General features: G+C 65.8%; 18 protein-coding genes, 2 other RNA genes, 1 pseudogene and 1 riboswitch. Of the genes and pseudogenes, 9 read left to right on the forward strand and 12 right to left on the reverse strand.

Translation table 11 applies throughout. The features are described 5' to 3' along the window. Positions 1 to 166 precede the first annotated feature (166 nt). From ACD584_RS04530 to ACD584_RS04540, 3 genes are all read left to right on the forward strand, one after another. A complete protein-coding gene (locus ACD584_RS04530) occupies positions 167 to 535 on the forward strand; it encodes a VOC family protein (protein WP_042596881.1) in 369 nt (122 codons plus the stop codon). Between the two features lie 181 nt (positions 536 to 716). Further along, the gene (locus tag ACD584_RS04535; protein WP_076036389.1) at positions 717 to 1,664 is read left to right on the forward strand and encodes a Nudix family hydrolase; all 948 of its coding nucleotides are present in this window, start codon (positions 717 to 719) and stop codon (positions 1,662 to 1,664) included. Beyond that, positions 1,661 to 2,194 carry an AAA family ATPase gene (locus tag ACD584_RS04540; protein ID WP_172666293.1) on the forward strand — a complete coding sequence of 178 codons (534 nt, stop codon included), beginning with the start codon at positions 1,661 to 1,663 and terminating at the stop codon, positions 2,192 to 2,194. The genes ACD584_RS04535 and ACD584_RS04540 overlap by 4 nt, the downstream gene beginning before the upstream one ends. Positions 2,195 to 2,428: 234 nt before the next feature. On the opposite strand, the gene ACD584_RS04545 is transcribed toward ACD584_RS04540, so the two are convergent. The 3 genes and pseudogenes from ACD584_RS04545 to ACD584_RS04555 all read right to left on the reverse strand — a co-directional run bounded on the left by ACD584_RS04545 (position 2,429) and on the right by ACD584_RS04555 (position 5,405). Further along, a complete protein-coding gene (locus ACD584_RS04545; protein ID WP_175611573.1) occupies positions 2,429 to 3,031 on the reverse strand; it encodes a hypothetical protein in 603 nt (200 codons plus the stop codon). A 149-nt stretch (positions 3,032 to 3,180) separates the two neighbouring features. Continuing rightward, complete coding sequence (gene metF, locus ACD584_RS04550) at positions 3,181 to 4,008, reverse strand: methylenetetrahydrofolate reductase [NAD(P)H] (RefSeq protein ID WP_016945094.1); 828 nt, start codon at positions 4,006 to 4,008, stop codon at positions 3,181 to 3,183. A 39-nt stretch (positions 4,009 to 4,047) separates the two neighbouring features. Next, a pseudogene (locus ACD584_RS04555) lies at positions 4,048 to 5,405 on the reverse strand (glycoside hydrolase family 2 TIM barrel-domain containing protein). A gap of 161 nt (positions 5,406 to 5,566) precedes the next feature. On the opposite strand from ACD584_RS04555, the gene ACD584_RS04560 reads away from it, so the two are divergent. Continuing rightward, positions 5,567 to 5,806, forward strand: a complete 240-nt coding sequence (locus ACD584_RS04560; protein WP_012439209.1) for a hypothetical protein — start codon at positions 5,567 to 5,569, stop codon at positions 5,804 to 5,806. 697 nt (positions 5,807 to 6,503) lie between these two features. Then, positions 6,504 to 7,481, forward strand: a complete 978-nt coding sequence (locus tag ACD584_RS04565) for an NAD(P)H-quinone oxidoreductase (RefSeq protein WP_076036387.1) — start codon at positions 6,504 to 6,506, stop codon at positions 7,479 to 7,481. 162 nt (positions 7,482 to 7,643) lie between these two features. Here ACD584_RS04565 and ACD584_RS04570 read toward each other — a convergent pair. Both ACD584_RS04570 and ACD584_RS04575 read right to left on the reverse strand, forming a co-directional pair. Further along, positions 7,644 to 7,718, reverse strand: a non-coding RNA gene (locus ACD584_RS04570) — sX9 sRNA. Between the two features lie 61 nt (positions 7,719 to 7,779). Then, entirely contained in the window at positions 7,780 to 8,181 is a 402-nt protein-coding gene (locus ACD584_RS04575; protein WP_161960488.1) for a VOC family protein, read from the reverse strand. 307 nt (positions 8,182 to 8,488) lie between these two features. Between ACD584_RS04575 and ACD584_RS04580 the strand changes: the two genes are divergently transcribed. Further along, positions 8,489 to 9,424 (forward strand): Gfo/Idh/MocA family protein, encoded by a 936-nt coding sequence (locus ACD584_RS04580; protein ID WP_076036386.1) that lies wholly within the window; start codon positions 8,489 to 8,491, stop codon positions 9,422 to 9,424. A gap of 122 nt (positions 9,425 to 9,546) precedes the next feature. Here the strand turns inward: ACD584_RS04580 and ACD584_RS04585 are convergent, their stop codons facing one another. The 4 genes from ACD584_RS04585 to ACD584_RS04600 form a co-directional block, all read right to left on the reverse strand. Further along, positions 9,547 to 11,094 carry a histidine phosphatase family protein gene (locus ACD584_RS04585; protein ID WP_254843737.1) on the reverse strand — a complete coding sequence of 516 codons (1,548 nt, stop codon included), beginning with the start codon at positions 11,092 to 11,094 and terminating at the stop codon, positions 9,547 to 9,549. Then, positions 11,009 to 11,215, reverse strand: a complete 207-nt coding sequence (locus ACD584_RS04590; protein ID WP_076036385.1) for a histidine phosphatase family protein — start codon at positions 11,213 to 11,215, stop codon at positions 11,009 to 11,011. Before ACD584_RS04590 ends, ACD584_RS04585 begins: the two co-directional genes overlap by 86 nt. Before the next feature lie 436 nt (positions 11,216 to 11,651). Next, on the reverse strand, positions 11,652 to 13,022 hold the full coding sequence (locus tag ACD584_RS04595; protein WP_175611821.1) for an alpha-amylase family protein: 1,371 nt from the start codon (positions 13,020 to 13,022) through the stop codon (positions 11,652 to 11,654). Positions 13,023 to 13,463: 441 nt separating this feature from the next. Next, positions 13,464 to 13,539, reverse strand: a non-coding RNA gene (locus ACD584_RS04600) — sX9 sRNA. Positions 13,540 to 13,710: 171 nt separating this feature from the next. Here ACD584_RS04600 and ACD584_RS04605 point away from each other — a divergent pair. Both ACD584_RS04605 and ACD584_RS04610 read left to right on the forward strand, forming a co-directional pair. Continuing rightward, the gene (locus tag ACD584_RS04605; protein WP_076036383.1) at positions 13,711 to 14,256 is read left to right on the forward strand and encodes a DUF2058 domain-containing protein; all 546 of its coding nucleotides are present in this window, start codon (positions 13,711 to 13,713) and stop codon (positions 14,254 to 14,256) included. A gap of 189 nt (positions 14,257 to 14,445) precedes the next feature. Further along, positions 14,446 to 15,003: a DUF3228 family protein gene (locus ACD584_RS04610; RefSeq protein ID WP_076036382.1), complete on the forward strand. Its 558-nt coding sequence runs from the start codon at positions 14,446 to 14,448 to the stop codon at positions 15,001 to 15,003. Positions 15,004 to 15,102: 99 nt separating this feature from the next. On the opposite strand, the gene ACD584_RS04615 is transcribed toward ACD584_RS04610, so the two are convergent. The 3 genes from ACD584_RS04615 to ahcY form a co-directional block, all read right to left on the reverse strand. Next, entirely contained in the window at positions 15,103 to 15,390 is a 288-nt protein-coding gene (locus tag ACD584_RS04615) for a hypothetical protein (protein ID WP_175611572.1), read from the reverse strand. A gap of 37 nt (positions 15,391 to 15,427) precedes the next feature. Continuing rightward, a complete protein-coding gene (locus ACD584_RS04620; protein ID WP_076036381.1) occupies positions 15,428 to 15,679 on the reverse strand; it encodes a hypothetical protein in 252 nt (83 codons plus the stop codon). Positions 15,680 to 16,014: 335 nt separating this feature from the next. Then, positions 16,015 to 17,457, reverse strand: a complete 1,443-nt coding sequence (ahcY, locus tag ACD584_RS04625) for an adenosylhomocysteinase (protein ID WP_050911694.1) — start codon at positions 17,455 to 17,457, stop codon at positions 16,015 to 16,017. 30 nt (positions 17,458 to 17,487) lie between these two features. Further along, a riboswitch (S-adenosyl-L-homocysteine riboswitch) is annotated at positions 17,488 to 17,602 on the reverse strand. A gap of 122 nt (positions 17,603 to 17,724) precedes the next feature. On the opposite strand from ahcY, the gene ACD584_RS04630 reads away from it, so the two are divergent. Beyond that, positions 17,725 to 20,232 carry a prolyl oligopeptidase family serine peptidase gene (locus ACD584_RS04630; RefSeq protein ID WP_076036380.1) on the forward strand — a complete coding sequence of 836 codons (2,508 nt, stop codon included), beginning with the start codon at positions 17,725 to 17,727 and terminating at the stop codon, positions 20,230 to 20,232. Positions 20,233 to 20,290: the final 58 nt, after the last annotated feature.

A 20,290-nucleotide genomic window follows, 5' to 3' on the forward strand; every position in this document is an offset into this window, starting at 1 on the left:
AGAGTTTGACGAGCTCGATGGGCGCTCTCCCGTTGAGTCTCGGCGTGGCAGTTCCGCTACACCCTTTTCCATCACGCACGGAAACAACAGCGCCGCTGCATGCGAGCTACGCCGCCTGCGCCCGTGCGGGGCGTATGCTCAGCCTACGTCCCGCGTGGAGTGCGTCATGGCGCTGCTGTCCAGCCAGCAACTGAAAGTGTTCGTGCCTGCGCGCGACTACGCCGTCTCGCAACAGTTCTATCGGGCGTTGGGCTTTTTGCAGGAAGACGAGGTCGGTCACGTGACCTGCTTCCGGCATGGGGCGCATTGCGCGTTCTTGCTGCAGGACTTCTACGTGCGCGAGCTGGCCGAGAACCTGATGCTGCACCTGTGGGTGGATGATGCCGATGCGTGGTGGCAGCACGTGCACGACAGCGAACTGATCACGCACTTTCAGGTGACCTGCAGCGTGCCGGAAGACCGCCCCTGGGGGGCGCGCGATTTCACCCTGCACGACCCCAGTGGCGTGCTCTGGCGCATCGGGCATCCGCTGTAGGGCGGGGAGTCGGGATTGGGGAATGAGGATTGGTTGGAGCGGACTGCGGAGCCAGTTGCTGCCGGCCTCATTGTTCCAATGCTGTGCGTTGACCAGTGCAGATGGCAGCTGGTGCACGGCGTTCTCGGTTTGAGCCGCCAGTCGATTGCGCTGAACCGCTCACTCGCGGCACTCTTGCGCCATGCCCGATTCCCTCAGATCCATCCACGTCGTTGCCGGCGTGATCACCGACGCCCGCGGCCGCATCCTGCTGACCCGCCGTACCGAAACCCGTGACATGCCCGGCCTGTGGGAGTTTCCCGGCGGCAAGCGCGAGCCTGGCGAAACCTCCGAACAGGCGCTGGTGCGCGAACTCAATGAAGAACTCGGCATCGATGCGCACGTGGGCGCGTGGGTGATGGACGTGCCGCAGCTGTACCCGGACAAGCGGCTGCGGCTGGAAGTGCGGGAGATCACCGGATGGAAGGGCAGCCCGCGCGGGCGCGAGGGCCAGGCCATGACCTGGGTGGCCGCCGACAAGCTGGCGCGCTATTCGATGCCGCCGGCCGATGTGCCGGTGGTGGGGGTGCTGCGCCAGCCGGACCGCTACCTGATCACGCCGGAGCCGCAGAACGATGCCGCGTGGCTGGATGGCGTGGAGCAGGCGCTGCAGCAAGGGATTGCCCGCATCCAGCTGCGCGCACCGGCGGTGGATCCTGCGCGCTGGCACGCGCTCGTGCATCAAGTCATGGGGTTGCGCGGGCGTCAGCGTGCGCAGTGGTTGCTCAATCGCGACATCGGCCTGGCCAGCGAGCTCGGCATCGGCGTGCACCTGGGATCGGAGCAGCTGGCCACATTGACCGAGCGCCCATTGCCGGCCGACCAGCCCGTTGCCGCCTCCTGCCACGGGCTGGAGGACCTGCGCCATGCCCAGCGGCTGGGCTGCGATTTCGCCGTGCTCGGGCCGGTGCAGGCCACCGCATCGCACCCGGGTGCCGCGCCACTGGGTTGGGAGGGCTTTGAGACCTTGCGCGAGCAGGTCTCGCTACCGATCTATGCGTTGGGCGGCATGCAGCCCGGGGATGTGCGCGAAGCGCGCGCGCACGGCGCGCAGGGCATCGCCGCCATTCGCGGGCTGTGGCCAGCGTGACGGCAGGCGCGATCGCTGCATGGTCGCCCTGGTTGGTGGTGTTCGGTGGATTGCCTGGCGTCGGCAAGAGCGCCATTGCGCAGAAGTTGGTGGCGCAGTGCGGGGCGGTGTACTTGCGCATCGATACGATCGAGCAGGCGTTGCGCGACAGCGGCATGCTTGCCGGCGACGTCGGCGCGGCCGGTTACCTGGTTGCTTATGCGCTGGCGCGTAGCAATCTCCACCACGGCCTGCCGGTGGTCGCCGATTGCGTGAATCCCTTGCCGGTCACGCGCCAGGCCTGGCGCGATGTTGCCGCGCATGCCGGTAGCCGCGTGCTGGAGATCGAAGTGATCTGCAGCGACCAAGACCTTCATCGGCAGCGGGTGGAGACACGCCAGAGCGAGGTGCCGGGCCTGCGATTGCCGGAATGGGCGTCAGTGTTGGCGCATGACTACGCGGCGTGGACGCAGCCGCATCTGCTGCTCGACAGTGCAGTGCTGAGCCCGGAGCAGGCGGTGGCGGCAATCACTGCAAACCTGGCCCGCTAAATACCGGTGCGGCGGTTGAGCGTCGCGCTGTTGAGCAACGCAGAGGTGCGCAGGCGGCAAGCAGCAGTCGTGCGTCGCCCAGGCGATGGGCGAACGACCTCACGCCCAGTGATTCGGCAGTTCGCCGGCCGCACGCGCTGAGCGGCATGGCGCGTTAGCGTTGCGCACGCCGGTGCAATCGATCGCTGCTGGTTGCCGGCTTCCGCCTCTGCACGGCGGGCGGCGAGGCTGACGCTAGAACGTCACCCAAAAACAGTTGTATTGCCGGCGCAGGCGCAACACGCTGCGCGCCGGCGTGCCGCTGGCGAGTGCCTGCTCCAGGCGCAGTCCCCATGGGCGCGGACGGCTGGCCGGCGGCGGCAGCGGCGCGTCGACCGCGCCGCCATCCGGGCCGCTGGCAGGTGCGGCCGCAGAGGCTGTTGCGTCTGTCTCCCAGGCCGGAGGATCGCTTTGTGGATACATCGGGGCGATCTCCAGCAACGGGCGTTGCACGATGGCTTCGAGCCGGCTCAGCACCTGGTTGGCGGCAGCGTCGGACTGCCCGCTCCACAGATACAGACTGGATAACCGGTTGACGTCGCGGCTGTCCACTGCCAGTTGCAGCAGCGACACCAGCTCGCTCAGCCGACGAGGGCAGCCGTAGCGATACAACCCTTCATTGCCCTGCGCACGCGTGGCCGGCGGCAAGCGGTTGACCGCGCCCACGTCTTCGCAGCGGCGGTCGGTGAACATGGTCTGCCCCTCCGGCGACACGCAGCGACGGATTTCCTGCGCCTGCCCGCGTGTGGCGGGGCAAAGGCAGAACAACAGCAGCAACGGCAGCAGAAGGCGAGGCATCGGCGCAGCGTAACGGTGTGCGCGTGAGCCGGCGAACAACACAGCAATGCCGCACAGGCTTGCGCCGCGTGCGCTGGTCACGCGCGTGCGTGCGAGGGATGTGATCCGGAACGGCATGCCTGTGGAAAGAACGCCCTGGACGGCTTGCCTCAGCGCCCGAGCAGCTGCAATACCTGTGTGGTCGGCTTGGCCAGATTGAGCGTGTAGAAGTGCAGCGCCGGCACGCCGCCGGCGATCAGCCGTTCGCACAGCCCGGCGACCACCTCGGCGCCGAACGCGCGCACCGCATCGGCATCATCGCCGTAGGCCTGCATCTTCTTGCCGATCCAGCGCGGAATCTCTGCACCGCATTGCTCGGAGAACCGGCGCAGCTGGGAGAAGTTGGAGATCGGCATGATGCCGGGAATGATCGGCACCTCCACGCCCAGCCGCTGCGCTGCGTCGCGAAAATGAAAGTACGCATCGGCGTTGTAGAAGTACTGGGTGATCGCCGCATCCGCGCCGGCATCGACCTTGGCCTTGAAGTACTTCAGGTCGCTGTCGGCATCGATGGCCTGCGGATGGGTCTCCGGGTAGGCGCCCACCTCGATGCGGAACGCATCGCCATGCTCGGCGCGGATGAAGGCAATCAAATCCGAGGCGTAGCGCAGGTCGCCTGGGTGGCCCATGCCAGACGGCAGGTCGCCACGCAGCGCCACGATGCGGGTGCAGCCGATGGCGCGATAGAGCTTGAGCAGTTCGCGGATTTCCTGGCGGCTGCCGCCCACGCAGGACAGATGCGGCGCCGCTTCAAAGCCGTGCTTCTGCTTGAGGTGGCGCACCGTCTCGGAGGTGTAGCTCAGCGTGGAGCCGCCGGCACCAAACGTGCACGACACGTATTCGGGCGCATAGGCCTTCAACTTGGCCGCAGTGCGGTCCAGCTGCGCGCGTTGGTCGTCAGTTTTGGGCGGGTAGAACTCGAAGCTGAGATGCGTCATCGCGGCAGGTCCGGCAGAGCGTGCGGTCATAATATCGCTTCATCGCGATGAATGCATATTTGGTTGCGAGTGTCCCGATCCGCGCGATGCATGCCGCGCTAAGGCGCTTCCACGCGGAACGGCAGGTTGGCGTAACCGGCGCGGCCTTGCTGGTCGTGGACTTCCAAGAACAGGCGGTAATTGCCCGGCGCCGGTGCCCTCAGGCGGACGCGACTGTCATCGCCCGCTTGATCGGAGCGCAGCTCAACGTCGATCTGCGGTGGCAGTGCTTCCGCATCGCCACCGATGCTGCGCGCCGTGCTTTCGGTGCGCACCTGCCAGACGTAGCGCAGCGCGGTGGCGCCGCTGGCCGTGAGCGTGGCAGTGGCGGTGTGGCCTGCGCGCAGCGTCACGCTGTCCAGTGCCTGTTTGCCGTCCAGGGTCAGCGTGGACACGGCCGGCGCGCGCGTGACCGGCCAGCGCCCGGTCCATAGCGCCTGCAGCGCGTCCACGCTGGGCGTGGCCGCGCCCGAGGGCAGGAACAGCCCATACCAGGTGGGCGTGCGCTCCTGCTTGTTGCCCCACAGGAAGACGAACGAGCCCAGCCCCTGCCGCGTATCGCTGGCGATGCGCTGGCGATAACGCTGCTCCAGCAGCACCGCCTTGCGCGCGCTGTTGTCTTCGATGGGCGCACCCCAGGTGGTGGTCGGCGATTCCCAGTGGCCGGTGGGGCCCCATTCGGTGACCACATACGGGCCACGCCAGCCGCTATCGTGCAGTTTTTGCGGCAATGCATCGATGTCGCCGTACAGCTGCACGGCGATCAGATCCAGCGACGGCGCACGTGCCTTGAGGCGGTCGATCAACGGCTTGTCGAAACCGGCCAGGGTGGTGGTGACCGGATGGTGTGGATCGATTGCGTGGATGGCATCGGCAATCGCGCCCACCGCGTTCCAGACCTTGGGGTTGGTGTAGTCGAGATTGAGCTCGTTGCCGACTACCCACATCAACACCGCCGGATGTGTGGCCGACTGCTGCACCTGCGTGCGAATGCGCTGAAGTTGTTGGCGCACGGCTGCGGCATCGTTGTAATCGAAGCCGTGTCGCTCGTTGCCGACCTCAATGCCAACGGCGACCTTCAACCCATTGCGTTGCGCATGATCCAGGAATGCGCGCTGGCGCTGCGGGTCCGGATCCATGCGCCAGGTGCGCAGCGCGTTGCCGCCACGTGCAGCCAGCGTCTCCATGCTGCCATTGCCCAGGCCCGCGCCCTTGATGACGAAGGGCGCGCCATCGACCAGCAGCCGATAGCCGTCATCGCGGTGTTCGATGCGCACCTGCGCGGCCCATGCCGCTGCGCTGCAGGCCAGCAGCAGGGCGCCCGCCACTAGTTGACACCACTGCCATCGATACCGCATGCGCCGACTCCGCTGCCGAATGCAGCAAATCATAGATGTGGCAGGGCCGCTGGATGTGATCGTGGTCGCGGCATGCTTGGGGCTGCTTGCCGGTGACGCAGTCATTGCGCGATGCACGCGGTAAGCTGGGCGCTACCCCACGCAATTGATCGGAGCGCGACATGCAAGAGCAGGAAATGGACGTAATCGCTGAGTCGTTGGGCCGCATCTGGGTCGCGTTGGCGCGCAGCGTGGGCGATCTCGCGCTCGCGATGGCCGAACAGCCCGGCGTGGACGGCGACAAGTTGTTGCGCGACTTCGCCGCACGCCTGCCCTCGGGCCAGGATGACGGGACCTCGAAGGTGTTCGAGGCGATCCGCCAGTACCTGGATCAGGACGTGGTGGCAGACGACGCCGAGTAACTGGCTGCCTGCGCGCCTGCGGAAACGTGGGCGCGCAGCTGTTGGTGTGGCGATGGTGGTGGTGATGCTGTGTGTGCGTGCCGCGAGCGGTGTCGCGGTACGCAGCTGGATTTTCACGGCGGGCTTTTTGCATGGCGACTGCCGGGATGGACTGCTGGTGATCGTTTCGCCCATGTGGCTGGCAGTTGGTGGCTGCTGCTGTTGTGAGTCGAAGAAAAGCCGTGATGCGTCTGCGACGTGTGGTGTCCGTCTGCAGCATGCGTGGGGAAGTGGTCGTGGCTGGAGTGCTCACGTGTGTGCGATCGCATGGCGCCACGGCTGGTGGCAGTAACAGCGTGAAAACCGCAAATGCGTGCCAAGCGCGAGTTCAACGATGACTTAGTATCACCGGGAGCGCGCGACGATGTCTCGCAGCGCAGGCTTAGCAGCGCGCAGCTAGTCCCTGTTCGCGTCAGTGTCAGCGCGAAACTGCCTCGGTCATCAGCTGTTCGAACGCTCAGCGCCTGCTCGGGGGCCAAGGCATCCTTGATGCAGGCATTGCATCAATGCGCAAAGCTGTCACGTCGCCCAGGGATGTAGCCTGACGCCAACGGCGGTTCGCATTTCTCGCGACGCTACGCCGGGCACACATCGCTCCTGTGCCAAACGTTGACGGGCCGGCGCCTACACTGATGCCCACTTTCTACGGAGCGTCCCCATGAGCGAGACCACGATGACGGCCATTGCGATCCGGAACGGCAAGGGCGATGCAGATGCACTGCATGCGGTTGAGCAAGCGCGCCCGCAGCCAGCGCCGGGCCAGGTGTTGATCCGTGTGCATGCCGCCGGCATCAATCGGCCGGACCTGCTGCAGCGTGCCGGCCACTATCCGCCGCCGCCGGGTGCACCGGAGACGCTGGGCCTGGAGGTCGCGGGCGAGGTCGTGGTGGCCGCTGGCCGCTGGAAGGTTGGCGACCGTGTATGCGCCTTGCTCGGCGGCGGTGGCTACGCGCAGTACGCGGCGGTAGACGCGCGCCATGTGTTGCCGGTTCCTGAAGGCATGACGCTGGTGCAGGCCGCTGCATTGCCGGAAACCATCTTCACCGCCTACGCCAATCTGTTGGAACATGGCCGCCTGGCGGCAGGCGAATGGCTGCTGCTGCACGGCGCTACCTCCGGCATCGGCGTGACCGCGATCCAGTTGGCCAAGGCCGCCGGCGCGCATGTGCTGGCCACGGCCCGCTCGGCCGGCAAGGCGGCGCAGGCACGCGAGCTGGGCGCGGACGTGGCGATCGACTCCACCAGCGAGTCGTTCGTGGCGGCCGCCAAGGCGCACGCCGGGGTGGACGTGGCGTTGGACATGGTGGGCGCCTCGGTCTTTGCCGATACGCTGGAAGCACTGAATCCGCGTGGCCGCATCGTCTACATCGCCTCGCAGGCCGGCGCCACGCTGGAAGTGCCGATCCCGCTGCTGATGCGCAAGCAGGCCATCATCACCGGTTCGACCCTGCGCCCGCGCAACGCCGACGAAAAGGCGCGGCTGGCAGCGGAAGTGGAACGCGTGGTGTGGCCCTGGATTGCGCAAGGCAAGGTGCGCGTGTTGATCGATCAATGTTTCCCGCTGGCCGAGGCCGCCGCCGCGCATCGCTATCTGGAGCAGGGTAGCCATCTGGGCAAGGTGGTGCTGGAAATGTAGCGGCACTGCAGGTGCGGACATGGCCTGCACCTTAGGCTGCGGGCCTGTCGCACGGGCGCGCCTGTGCGGTTGCTTGAGCGGTGCGCGTGCGGCCGCATCGGTGGCATTGCGCGATTCGAAGACAGCGCGCCACCGGCAATCACCCGCAGCAACACTTAGAGCGGCTAACAAAACGTAGCGAGCAGCCGTCAGGTGGGCGCGGACGGCGCGGAGGAACCGGAATGTACGTGGGTACATGCCGATTCCGAGCACCGGCCGCGCCCGCCTGGCGGCTGCGCAGTCGTTTTGAAAGCTGCTCTTAGCCGGCAGGCTGGTTGTGCACCGCCTCGATGCGGTGTCCATCGGGATCGATCACAAAGGCGGCGTAGTAGTCATCGCCATAGTCCGGCCGCAGGCCCGGCGCGCCGTTGCAGCGGCCGCCGTACTGCAGCGCTGCGGCGTAGAACGCGTCCACCGCAGCGGTACTCGCTGCGCTGAAGGCGAGATGGAAGCCGGCGCCCGCGGCCAGCGGCACGGCCGTGCTTTGCTTCAAGGCGAGCTTGTCGCCACCACCGGCCCAGCCATAGCCCACTGCCTGGTCATCGGTGCCAGGCGCCAGGTCCGACCACACCCGCACATAGCCCAGTGCGCCCAGCGCTGCATCGTAGAAGGCAACGGACGTGTCGATGGCGCTGACGCCCAGCGAGAGGTGATGCAGCATGGCGAGGCGCCCGAGGGGATGACCGCACGGAGTGTGCGGCGCGATGCTGGCCGCTGCCTCGCGTGCCGTCAACCTTAGATCGGTCGCCCGACCTTGCACGATGCGCGCGGCTGCGGCCTGCCACGAGGTATAGCAAAACAAGCGGTAGCGATGTCTCGCAGCGGCCGCTGTGCTGACCGTACACTGCGCCGGTTGCGCGTAGCCGCCATGGCTGCGACACCTCTCGCCACGCAGCCGTGCGCACGACGACGCAGGGCTGCCGGCGTCATCTGTCGGCCGTCACTTCCTCATGAGCACGAAGGTTTCGATGAAGCATCCAGACGCATTGCGCATTGCCCTTGTCGGTATCGGCAAGATCGCCCGCGACCAGCACATGCCCACCATCGCCGCGCGCGACGATGTGCAGCTGGTGGCCACCGTGAGCCGGCATGGCACGGTGGATGGTGTGCCAGCCTTCCAGACGCTGGAGGAAGCGTTTGCCGCGCATCCGCAGATCGAAGCGGTGGCCTTGTGCACACCCCCGGTGGGGCGGCATGCGCTGGCGCAGTCTGCGCTGGCGGCCGGGCGCCATGTGTTCCTGGAAAAACCACCGGCGGCCACCCTGGCGGAGATCGACGACCTGCGCGTGATCGCCCGGCAGGCGCAGCGCAGCTTGTTCACCAGCTGGCACTCGCGTTGCGCCGCCGGTGTGGAGCCAGCACGGCAGTGGCTGGCCGGCAAGCAGCTGGTGCGCGCGCACATCACCTGGAAGGAAGACATCCGCCATTGGCACCCGGGCCAGGACTGGATCCTGGAGCCCGGTGGCATGGGCGTGTTCGACCCCGGCATCAATGCGTTGTCCATCGTCACCCATCTGCTGCCGCGGCCTTTCGCGCTGCGCAAAGCCACGTTGCACACACCGAGTAATCGGCAGGCGCCGCTGGCGGCCACGCTTACCTTCGCCGATACCGACGACGTGCCGGTTACTGCGGAATTCGATTTCCTGCAGACCGGCCACCAATGCTGGGACATCGCGGTGGAGACCACGCAGGGAACGCTGGTGCTGAGCGAGGGCGGTGCCAAGCTGCACATCGATGGCGTTGCACACAGCGTGCCTGCGGCCAGCGAATACGACGGGCTATACGCGCGTTTCGTGCAACTGGTGCGCGCGGGCGAGTCCGAGGTGGACACCACGCCCTTCGTGCATGTGGCTGACGCGTTTTTACTAGGCGAACGGCAGGTGACTGCGCCGTTTGCGTGGTGACGGTGCGCGCGCAAGGCGCAGCGTTGACAGGCTGGCCATGCGCCCGTTCACGGCGTTCCAGTGCATGTGGAACGCCGCCGAGGCGCCATTGCTGGAGCGTCTGACAACAGGCGCGTCTTGACCTACCGCGTGTCGAGCACAGTGCATTGATCCTGTGCATCCACCGCTTGCGCTTCACCGATGCAGTCGGTCGCAGCACGCACCGGCGTTGCCACGGCGGGCGCAATCTGTGCGCGAAAACGCCTGACGATCAACGCTTCATCCAGGTAGGCGAAGACGAAGAAGCCCAACAGGGAGCCGGCCACCAGTGTCGGCGCATGCAGGAACGTGCCGGGTAACAGCAGGCTGAGCCACAGAAAAATATTCGGCGAGGTCTGCAGCAGATGGATATCGGCCACGATCGCGGCATGAATTGCCCTGCCGGTCATCCGTTGATGTAGCCGTAGATACAGCGCGCTGCAGATGCGGCTGGCCACAAGGACGCAGAACGGGAGCAGCAACGCGGCCCACGCATGCCAGCCGCCGTGGCGCAGGGTGGCTGGCAGCGCATCGCCGTCCGCGCGCAGTGACACCAGAAATGCCAGTGGCACCATCGCCAGCGCACCGATCCAGCTCCAATTGGTGGCGAGCTTGCCGGCCGCAATGGGGCGCGCGTGGCGCCAGGCCTGGCCAAGCAGGCAAGGCAGCGCCAAGGCAACCACCAGTACCACGAAGAAGCGCTCCAGCGCATGCGCGTTCCCCAGCACTTCGCGATGGTCCAGGAACAGCGCCAATAGCAGCAGCGGCAGCACGATCGACAAGACCAGCGTGTAGCGCGCGGCAAAGAAATAATCGCCCCCACGTGCCAGCGAGAACGTGGGCACCGACAACGCTGGCGGCACAATGAGCAACAGGCCCAGGACATGCAGCCACGCGTTCTGTGTGCCAACCAGCAGGGCTATTGCCAGCACGACACGCCCCACACTGAGCGCACCCAATGCGATGTTCTCCGGGCCGCTGGTCAGGCGCAGTGCCCCGGGCTCGATCCGGAGCGACAGGAAGAACGCATTCACTGCCAGCAAGGCGATCACCGCAGCGCTGGCTAACGCAGGTGGCAGCGCGACGCCCATGCACGACAGTGCAAAACCACCGAGCGCGGCGAGCAGCATCCAGCGCAGCAGGTGGATTTCCGTCAATTCGCCCAGCGTATTGAGGTGTGACGAACTGCGCGCGGTCAGTTGCTTGAGTTCGTCCCATGACAGCGGGCGCGAGTTGGGCAAGCGGAAGTCGATGTACTCCGCTGGCGGCAGCCCGGATGCGATCAGTGCAAAGACTTCCACGATGTATTTGTGCGCGACGACCAGCACGTGCTTGCCTTGCTGATCCAGCGGCGCCAGCACGGTCTCGTAGTAGGTCTTGCAGCGGGCGTACATATCCATCCAGTGTTCGCCGTCCGGTGGCGCGCCATCGGCATCATGGAAGTAGCGTTCAAACACCGCATGACCGACCGACTTCTTGATCAAGGTCTTGTTCTTACCGGCGAAGATGCCGAAGTTGCGTTCCACCAGTGCCGCGCTGGAAACGACCTCGGGCATGGGCGCAACGTCATGCAGGATGATGGCTGCCGTTGCCTGCGCGCGCTCCAGCGTGGAGACATGCACCTGGTCGAAGTGCAATGCGCGTTGCTGCACGTAGCGCGGCCTGCTGCGCCTGACGCCGGCCGAGCCGGGTCAGCGGCGAATTCTGGGAACCAGCGAAGTAGTTCTGTTCGTTGGCGAGCGATTCGCCATGGCGGACAAAGTAGAGAGGCATCGCATGCTCCGGCGTGCACCATCGATGGGGGAGGGCGATGTCATGCGTGTAGTGCTCGCATGGCGCTCGCCACGATGGTCGCCGCGCAGCTGGGGCAGCAGAAGGAAGCACTTGCAGCGACCTCCCGTAGGTACGCGCGCCGTGCGAACGGGTTGCATTGATCGCTTGCGGTGCGCAGACAGTTCATCTTTGGTTGGCATGCGCGCGAGGGCGCCTGCTGGTAACCGTGCGCGTCATCGCGTGGTCCTGAAATGCCGCCAGCAATGAAAAAGATGCGTCGTTGTAGATTTTTTCGGTTGCCGAACGCATCGACGCCTTCATGCGGGCTGCACCCATGAAGGCGTCGGTGTTGCTACTCAGCGGGATCTGCTGGTGTTCCCTGGTTGCCTGGATGTCACCTACGGAAAACAGACCGTGCTGCAGCGCGTCTGCAAAATCAACGTCGCCACATACGCGCCTGCCGCGCCGGCAGGGTGAAGGTGTACGAGCCACTGGAGATGCGCACCACATTGCCGGAACCCAGTGCATCGACGTAATCCGCATTCCAGAACAACACGCTGCCGCTCATGGCAACGGTGGTGTTGACCGGGTTGCCGCACTTGTTGATGCCCACGATGCCGAGGCTGCCGCGGCGGAACAGGATGTGGCAGGCACTGGATGACAGCACCTGCATGTCGCTGCCCTGCACGCCGTTGTGGAAGCCAATCATGCGGCGCAGATCATCGCGCAGATAGGCATTGACCCAGCGGTTGTCGCCGCTTTCGTTGTTGTCGGTGTAGACCATCGGCACGCCGCCGTTGCGGCCCAGCAGGTACGCATAGGCCAGCGTTTCATCGACCGGGTCGAGAATCGCGTAGCGGAAGCCCGCGTTATTGGGGATGTCATGCGTTACGGCAAAGGTGACTGCGCGATTGCCCGGCAAAGCCTGCCCGGTGGACGCCGGGTCCACCAACTGCTGCATGCTCGCACCCACACCGAAGGCATTGCGTACCGCGTTGAACAGCGGGAAATCGTAGGCGGCATGTGGGGTGGATTGCAGATATGGCGCCAGGAACTGGTCGTAATCGCCATTGCCGCTGCCACCGCCGGTGATCACTTCGCCGAACACGTACACACCGGAGCGGATGCCGGCATCGAACACGCGGTTGAGGTGGTCGAAGGTCATGTGCTTGGCCGCGTCCACGCGGAAGCCGGTGACGCCCAGGCCCTTGAGCGCCTGCAGGTAGGCGCGCTGCTGCTGCACCACCCAATCATTGCCGAGCAAATCCGGCAGGCCCGGATCGCTGCCGCCGCCGCAGATGCGGTAATTGCGTACCTGGAAGGCATCGTTGTAGTTGCTGATGCATTGCGCCGGCCCGAAATCACTGCCGCTCAAAAAGTTGGACTGCACGGTGCCGAACAGGCGCAGTGCATCGTAGCGCCCAGGATTGGCTGCGTACTGCGCCAGCACCGCGCTGCCGGGGTAATTGAGGTCCGAGCGGGTTGCTGCTTCGTTGGCCATGTGGTTGAACACCACGTCGGCATAGGTTTCCACACCGTTGTTTGCCAGTGCCTGCACCATGCGCGCGAACGCAGTGGTGTCGCCGAGTGGATTGTCGATCAGGCGGATATCCTGCGGCTGGTAGCGTGCCCACCAGGCACTGCCTTCGGAGCGATACGCCGGTGCGACCAGTACCTTGCGATACCCGGCATCGGCGATCTGCTTGGCGCGCGCTTCTACCGTGGCGTAGGGCCAGTTGAACGCATGCAGGATGACGTCGGCCTGTGCGCTGGCGGTGGTCAGCAACAAGGTCAGCGCGATCAACAGCAACTGGTGAACGCGTTGCCAGAACGTGCGTGGACAGGGGCGAGAGGTGGCGTGCATCGGGTGTCTCCTGATCAGTGGACGCACGCATCCCGCACAGCGATGCATGCAGCAATGCCCTCCGGCCCTTGTTCCGGAAAGCGCGCCCCACGGCGTGCGGCGCGCGGTGATGCTAAGCGCGCATCGCGGCGCAGCATTGACCCTGTGCATACGTATTCACTGCACAACAGCCGCGAAACGTGCGGCCGGTTCGATGCCGAGGGCGTGCACGGTCGCACTCGCGCCGATGCATTGCGCGCGGGGCTGATCACTGACCGCGGTGGTTGCCGGTATGGATGCCGTGACGTCCAGCAGGCCGGGCTCGGGGCGCAACCTGCGCGCTACAGGCAACGACGGCAGCCCAGTGCAGCAGCGCGTGCACAACGGCTCAGCGGTATGAAGAGCGGCTACCGAAACGTAGCGAGTAAGTTGTCAGGTGGGTGCGGCCGGCGCGGAGCACCCGGAGTGTATGGGGGTACATGCCGATTCCTAGCACCGGCCGCGCCCGGCTGGCGGCTGCAGGCGTTTTGATAGCGGCGCTAAGCCTGAACAGCCTGGTTCAGGCCTCCTGGCCAGCGGCACCTCGTGCACCAGGGCGGCCACCACGCCGGCCGCGTTAAACTGTGTGCACGTCACCGGTTGGTTTTCTCGCATGCGCAATCCTCTTCAAGAACAACTGCTCAAGGCAGGCCTGGTCAAGAAAGCCCAGGTGGACAAGGTGGCGCGCGAGCAGAACAAGCAGCGCCATGCCAAGGGTGCACCGGCGGCCGCAGCAGACCCGGACAAGGTGGATGCCGCCCGCCTGCAAGCCGAGCGCGCCGAGCGCGACCGCGCATTGGCCGAGGAGCGCAACGCGCAGCTGCGGCAGCAGGAACTGGTGGCGCAGGTCCGCCAGATCATCGAGACCAGCCGCGTCAAGCGCGAAGGCGAGATCGATTACCGCTTCAACGATGGCAGCGTCATTCGCAGCGTGCTGGTCAGCCCCCTCTTGCGCAGCCAGCTGGCCAGTGGCGCGTTGGTGATCGCGCGCTACGGCGAGGGTTTCGAACTGATTCCGCGTGCCGCGGCCGAGAAGGTCTACAGCCGCGATGCCACCGTGGTGGTGCTGGATCATGGCCGCTCCGCAGCGCCACCATCGCCGGACAGCGACGACGACTATTACAGCCAGTTCAAGGTGCCGGACGATCTGATCTGGTAAGCCGGATGCGGGCACCGTGATGCGTGCGCGCCGCGTCGATGGCGGGCAACGCGCGTACAGGTAGCAGGGCGATGTACTGCTGCCAGCACATCTGGCGGGTCACCGCAGACCAAGGCGCGGGAGGAGCGCTTGCGTGAGAACGATGCGCCCGCGTTACCCTTGCACGCTGTACCGCTGCCAGCACGCGCCATGTCGATTGTTCTTACCCCGTTTGCCCGCCCGCGATTGTTTCCGCGCGATGGCCGCCGCAACGCCATCCAGGACTGCACGCCCGAGCAGTTCATCCAGCGCCTCAACGATGAAACGCCAGTGCGGGTGATCGAGGGCTACGCGCCATTCTGCCGGCTGCATGCGCATCGCAATTGGACCTCGACACGCTGTCTGACCGTCCCCATCACCGATGCCAATCGCCATCAGCTGCGCTCCGCCTACAAGGCACGCAATTCGCAGGAATTACCAGTCCTGGTGCGCTGGTTCGAAGGCGTGGAGCCATCGGTGGCTAACTACCTGCTGCCCATCCTCTACAGCCGCGATCAGCTGGCCAAGGAGGGCAGCCCCATCGACGCGGACTGGGGCGTGGTCGGTTGTCTGTACACCGCCGAGCCAGACGAAATTCCCATGGCCCCCATCACCATGCTGCGCAATGCGCTGGGTGTGCAAGAGGGCGGTTCCGGCGTGCCGCTGGATCGCGATGCCTACCGCCGCGCGGTGGCGTTCTGGGATGCCAACGCGAATTGGCGCCCCTGACGCGAGGCGTTGGGCGTAGCGGTTGCACATGGGCCTGCGCCTTCGTCTTCGTCAGCTGCCTGCAGGCGACCGGCGTTCACGCACCGCGCTCAAGCAGCGTTAGCCGACGCCGAGCACGGGCATCTCGGGGGCCGCCCACGTCACCGTGATGATGGCGCCGTGCACCAGCCCTTGCTCCCTGAGCTGCGCAAAGACCGCGGCGGGCGGCCAGCCTGCAGGCGCATCGGCAAACGGAAGCTGCAGCGACTGCAGCAGGCTGAACATCTCGGCCAGTCGCTCCGGTGTGCGAACGTCCAGCACGATCCCGTCGCTTGTCGCGTCACCTTGCGCCAGTAGCGTTTGATACGCGGCGCCTGGCGCGCAGGTGACATGGATCTGATGTTCCATCACCGCGCGGACATGATTCACCGGCAGGTGCAGCCGCTCAAAGATCGCTCAGAATTCGAGTGCGTCGCTTGGTGTACTCGGCGTCGGTGATCAGCTGCTGAGACTTGAGCCGATCCAGTTCGGCCAGCCGGGATTCGGTGGTCTTCAGTGCCGCTGTAGTGCCTGCGGCAGATGCACCGGGTTTGCGTGAAGCGCGCTTGGCAAGCCAGACGATCGCGCTGATGACGGCAGCGATGATGCCGAAAAACACAAGAACGATGAGCCAATGCCAGATGCTAAAGCTACCCATGCGGTGTCCTTTTTAGATGGGGTGACCGAGGCAGCGCTCTGCCGCAACCGCGTGCAGGCAAGGCAGGGGCGACGCCCGGGCCGTTACGTTACCGCCGGCATGTGCAGCCTGTCGAGCGCAAGGGTTCGGATGCAACGGACTGAGCAATGCGTCCAACATCGAGCGATGCGGAGTTGCCAGCCACGCTTGCAAGGCGAGAGAAGCACGCGGTTCAAGTGTGTGTGACCCGAACCTCAACCGCTTTGCGGCGCACTGTTCTCGACAATGTCCTCAAACAAAAAACGGGCGCCTTGCGGCGCCCGTTCTTGTTTACCTGGCAATGTCTTGCCAATGGATCAGTAGCGGTAATGATCCGGCTTGTACGGGCCAGCCACGTCCACGCCCAGGTAGTCGGCCTGGTCCTTGGTGAGGGTGGTCAGCTTGACGCCGATCTTCTCCAGGTGCAGGCGAGCCACTTCTTCATCCAGGTGCTTGGGCAGGATGTAGACCTTCTTCTCGTAGCTGTCGCGCTTTTCCCACAGGTCGATCTGCGCCAGGGTCTGGTTGGCGAACGAGTTGGACATCACGAAGCTCGGGTGGCCGGTAGCGCAGCCCAGGTTCACCAGGCGGCCGTCGGCCAGCAGGAAGATCGCGTTACCGTTGCCGAACACATACTTGTCGACCTGCGGCTTGATGTTGATCTTCTGCACGCCCTTGAGTGCATTCAGCGCATCGACCTGGATTTCGTTGTCGAAGTGGCCGATGTTGCAGACGATCGCCTGGTCCTTCATCGCCTGCAGGTGCTCGACGGTGATGATGTCCTTGTTGCCGGTGGTGGTGACATAGATGTCGCCGCGGCCCAGGGTGGATTCGATGGTGTTGACCTCGAAGCCTTCCATCGACGCCTGCAGGGCGCAGATCGGGTCGATCTCGGTGACGATGACGCGGGCACCGTAGGCACGCAGCGATGCGGCGCTGCCCTTGCCCACGTCACCGTAGCCGCAGACCACGGCGACCTTGCCGGCCAGCATCACGTCCATCGCGCGCTTGAGGCCATCGGCCAGCGACTCGCGGCAGCCGTAGAGGTTGTCGAACTTGCTCTTGGTAACCGAGTCGTTGACGTTGATGGCCGGGATCAGCAGCTTGCCGGCCTCGGCAATCTGGTACAGGCGGTGCACGCCGGTGGTGGTCTCTTCGGAGACGCCCTTCCAGTCCTTGACCACTCGCGCCCAGTACCCCGGACGCTCGACGGCCACGCGCTTGAGCAGCGCCTTGATCACGCCTTCTTCGTGCGAGGAGGCAGGTTCATCGACCCAGGTGCTGCCGTTTTCGAGCTCATAGCCCTTGTGGATCAGCAAGGTGACGTCGCCGCCGTCGTCCACCACCAGCTCCGGGCCGGTCAGGGTGCCGTCGGGCAGGGTGAAGGTCAGCGCGTCCAGGGTGCAGTCCCAATACTCTTCCAGCGTCTCGCCCTTCCAGGCGAACACCGGCGTGCCGGTGGCGGCAATCGCGGCGGCCGCGTGGTCCTGGGTGGAGAAGATGTTGCACGAGGCCCAGCGCACATTGGCGCCGATGTCCTTGAGCGTTTCGATCAGCACTGCGGTCTGGATGGTCATGTGCAGCGAGCCGGTGATGCGGACGTCTTTCAGCGGCTTGGTCTGCGCATGCTTGCGGCGGATCGACATCAGGCCCGGCATCTCGTGCTCGGCGATGTCCAGCTCCTTGCGGCCCCAATCGGCCAGGGAGATGTCGGCGATCTTGTAATCGGTGTGTGGAACGGTTTTTGCGACAGCGTTCATCAGTTGCTCCGGTAGGCAGGCGAATGTCTGCAATTCCGGGCGCCGTTTCACGAAAAATCCCTGTCGAGCCTGGCCGTTGTTGCCCGCACTTTTCGTGCAGGTGGCAGATGAATCTGCCGTACCGGTCGCAGCGCCCCTCGACGAGGGTCTGATTATATCGGCAGCACCCCCGTCCGGCATGAATTGCCGCCCACCCCAACCAACGACAGGGGGAGCCGGGCCGCCCGGCTGCTATGGTCCAAGCCTTATTCGACACCGGGGAAGGGCATGCAGGCGAGACGCACCAGGCGGCAGGGGTGGCAACGGGGCTGGGTGGTGTTGGGCTGGCTGGCGCTGAGCGTCCCGGCCCTGGCGCAGCCGGCGGCCCCGCCGACGTCCTTGCCGACCACCGGCTACCAGTTGCCCTCCAAGGCGCTGCAGGCGGTGGTGGACGCGCCGCGCGCGCCGTTGCTGCAGCTGTCGCCACGGCGCGACCTGGCGGCCATGCTGCAGCTGCCGGCGCTGCCGGACATTGCCGAGGTGGCGCAGCCGGAGCTCAAGCTGGCCGGCGTGCGCATCCATCCCAAGACCCACGCCGCCAGCCGGTTCTCCTTCGCCAGCAAGCTGTGGCTGCTGTCGGTGGCCGATGGCAGCGAGCGCCAGATCGCCGGCCTGCCGGCGCCGTTGTCGCTGGCCGACCTGGCCTGGTCGCCCGACCAACGCTCTCTGGCCTTCCGCCGCGAGGATGCGGCCAGTGGCGCCAACGAGCTCTGGGTGGTGGATGTGGCGGCAGGGCAGGCGCGTCGCCTGTTGGCCGACGTGAATACCAGCATCAACGACGAACTGCACTGGCTGCCCGATAGCAGTGGGTTGCTGGTGCAGCAGCAACTGCGTGACCAGACCGCACCGCCCGCCCGCGACGCGGTGCCGGCGGGTCCGGCGATCCAGCAGACCAGCGCCGATGCCGGCGTGCGCGCGATCCGCACCTATCAAGATCTGCTCCGTAACGAAGCCGATGCGCGGCTGTTCGAGTACTACGCCACCGCGCAGCCGGTGATCGTGGCGGTGAACGGACAGGTGCGGCCGATTGCCGCGCCCGGGATCTATCTGCACCTGTCGGTGTCGCCGGATGGCCGCTACGTGCTGAGCGAGCGCAGCGAGCGCCCATTCTCGTATCTGGCGCCGCTGGACGCGTTTGCGCGCCGCATCGAGGTGCTGGATCTGCAAGGCAAGCTGGTCCGCCAGATCGCGCAACTGCCGCTGGTGGAAGGCTTGCCGACCGGCAATGACGCCGTACCCACCGGCGTGCGCGAAATCGCCTGGCGCGCCGATGCGCCGGCCACCCTGGTCTGGGCCGAAGCCCAGGACGGCGGCGACCCGGCGCGCGCCAGCAGCGTGCGTGATGCGGTGCTGATGCAGGCCGCGCCGTTCAACCGTGCGCCGGTCACCCTGGCCAAGCTCGGCAGCCGGTTCGAGGGCGTGCAGTGGGGCCGGGGCGACCTGGCCATCATCAGCGAGAGCTGGTGGAAGACCCGCCGCACCAAACAGTGGCGCATCGCACCGGACCAACCACAGCGCGCGCCGGAACTGCTGTGGGACCGCTCCTCGCAGGACCGCTACAACGACCCTGGCACGCCGGCGCTGATCGCCGACGGCAACGGCCATGCGCTGCTGCAGACCGGTGCCGATGGCAACAGCCTGTTCCTGCTTGGCAAGGGCGCTTCGCCGGAAGGCGACCGCCCGTTCGTGGACCGCTTCGATCTGCAGAGCAAACGCACCACGCGGCTGTTCCATTCGCAGGCGCCCACCTATGCCGCGCCGATCGCGCTGCTGGATGCGCAGGGCACGCAGCTGTTGCTCAGCCGTGAATCGCCCGAGGAGCCGGCCAACTACTACGTGCAGACGCTAAGCGACACGGCGGCCACACCGCGGGCGCTGACCCGCTTTGCGCACCCGTTGCCGCAATTGCGCGGCGTGCAGAAGGAGCAGATCCGCTACAAGCGCAATGACGGCGTGGACCTCACCGCCACGTTGCTGCTGCCGCCCGGCTACGACCCCAAACGCGACGGCCCGCGGCCGCTGCTGATGTGGGCCTACCCGGGCGAGTTCAAGAGCGCCGACACCGCCAGCCAGGTCACCGACTCGCCGTACCGCTTCAATGCCATCAGCTACTGGGGCCCGCAGGCGTTTCTGGCGATCGGCTACGTGGTGCTCAACAACCCGGCCATGCCGATCGTCGGCGAAGGCGATGCCGAACCCAACGACACCTACCTGCCGCAGCTCATCGCCGACGCGCAGGCCGCGGTGGATGAAGTGGTGCAGCGTGGGGTGACCGACCGCGAGCACATCGCCATCGGCGGGCATTCCTATGGCGCCTTCATGACCGCCAACCTGCTCGCGCACACGCGCTTGTTCAAGGCCGGCATCGCGCGCAGTGGCGCGTACAACCGCAGCCTCACGCCTTTCGGCTTCCAGGCCGAGGAACGCAACTACTGGCAGGCGCAACCGGTGTATCAGGCGATGTCGCCGTTCAACTACGCCGACAAGATCAAGGACCCGCTGCTGTTGATCCACGGCCAGGACGACAACAACAGCGGCACCTTCCCGATCCAGAGCGAGCGCCTGTTCACCGCGATCAAGGGCCTGGGCGGCAACGCGCGGCTGGTGATGCTGCCCAACGAAGCGCACGCCTACCGTGCGCGGCAGTCGATCCTGCACATGCTGGCCGAGAGCGAGCAGTGGTTGAAGATGACGCTGGGCGAGGCCAACGCGCCAGCCACTGCGCGCAAGCGCTAAAGCGCGCGTTACAGACGGCACCGCTCCACGGTGCCGTCATCGGCGCAATCGCTGCGCA

This window comes from Xanthomonas sp. NCPPB 2922 (assembly GCF_041520885.1).
Classification (GTDB): Bacteria; Pseudomonadota; Gammaproteobacteria; order Xanthomonadales; family Xanthomonadaceae; genus Xanthomonas; species Xanthomonas campestris.

Excerpts from the sequence above, each read along its gene's own strand:
- ACD584_RS04530 (WP_042596881.1), top strand. The coding sequence starts at position 167 with ATGGCGCTGCTGTCCAGCCAGCAACTGAAAGTGTTCGTGCCTGCGCGC.
- ACD584_RS04535 (WP_076036389.1), top strand. The coding sequence starts at position 717 with ATGCCCGATTCCCTCAGATCCATCCACGTCGTTGCCGGCGTGATCACC.
- ACD584_RS04545 (WP_175611573.1), bottom strand. The coding sequence starts at position 3,031 with ATGCCTCGCCTTCTGCTGCCGTTGCTGCTGTTGTTCTGCCTTTGCCCC.
- metF (WP_016945094.1), bottom strand. The coding sequence starts at position 4,008 with ATGACGCATCTCAGCTTCGAGTTCTACCCGCCCAAAACTGACGACCAA.
- ACD584_RS04560 (WP_012439209.1), top strand. The coding sequence starts at position 5,567 with ATGCAAGAGCAGGAAATGGACGTAATCGCTGAGTCGTTGGGCCGCATC.
- ACD584_RS04565 (WP_076036387.1), top strand. The coding sequence starts at position 6,504 with ATGAGCGAGACCACGATGACGGCCATTGCGATCCGGAACGGCAAGGGC.
- ACD584_RS04575 (WP_161960488.1), bottom strand. The coding sequence starts at position 8,181 with ATGCTGCATCACCTCTCGCTGGGCGTCAGCGCCATCGACACGTCCGTT.
- ACD584_RS04580 (WP_076036386.1), top strand. The coding sequence starts at position 8,489 with ATGAAGCATCCAGACGCATTGCGCATTGCCCTTGTCGGTATCGGCAAG.
- ACD584_RS04590 (WP_076036385.1), bottom strand. The coding sequence starts at position 11,215 with ATGCCTCTCTACTTTGTCCGCCATGGCGAATCGCTCGCCAACGAACAG.
- ACD584_RS04605 (WP_076036383.1), top strand. The coding sequence starts at position 13,711 with ATGCGCAATCCTCTTCAAGAACAACTGCTCAAGGCAGGCCTGGTCAAG.
- ACD584_RS04610 (WP_076036382.1), top strand. The coding sequence starts at position 14,446 with ATGTCGATTGTTCTTACCCCGTTTGCCCGCCCGCGATTGTTTCCGCGC.
- ACD584_RS04615 (WP_175611572.1), bottom strand. The coding sequence starts at position 15,390 with ATGGAACATCAGATCCATGTCACCTGCGCGCCAGGCGCCGCGTATCAA.
- ACD584_RS04620 (WP_076036381.1), bottom strand. The coding sequence starts at position 15,679 with ATGGGTAGCTTTAGCATCTGGCATTGGCTCATCGTTCTTGTGTTTTTC.
- ahcY (WP_050911694.1), bottom strand. The coding sequence starts at position 17,457 with ATGAACGCTGTCGCAAAAACCGTTCCACACACCGATTACAAGATCGCC.
- ACD584_RS04630 (WP_076036380.1), top strand. The coding sequence starts at position 17,725 with ATGCAGGCGAGACGCACCAGGCGGCAGGGGTGGCAACGGGGCTGGGTG.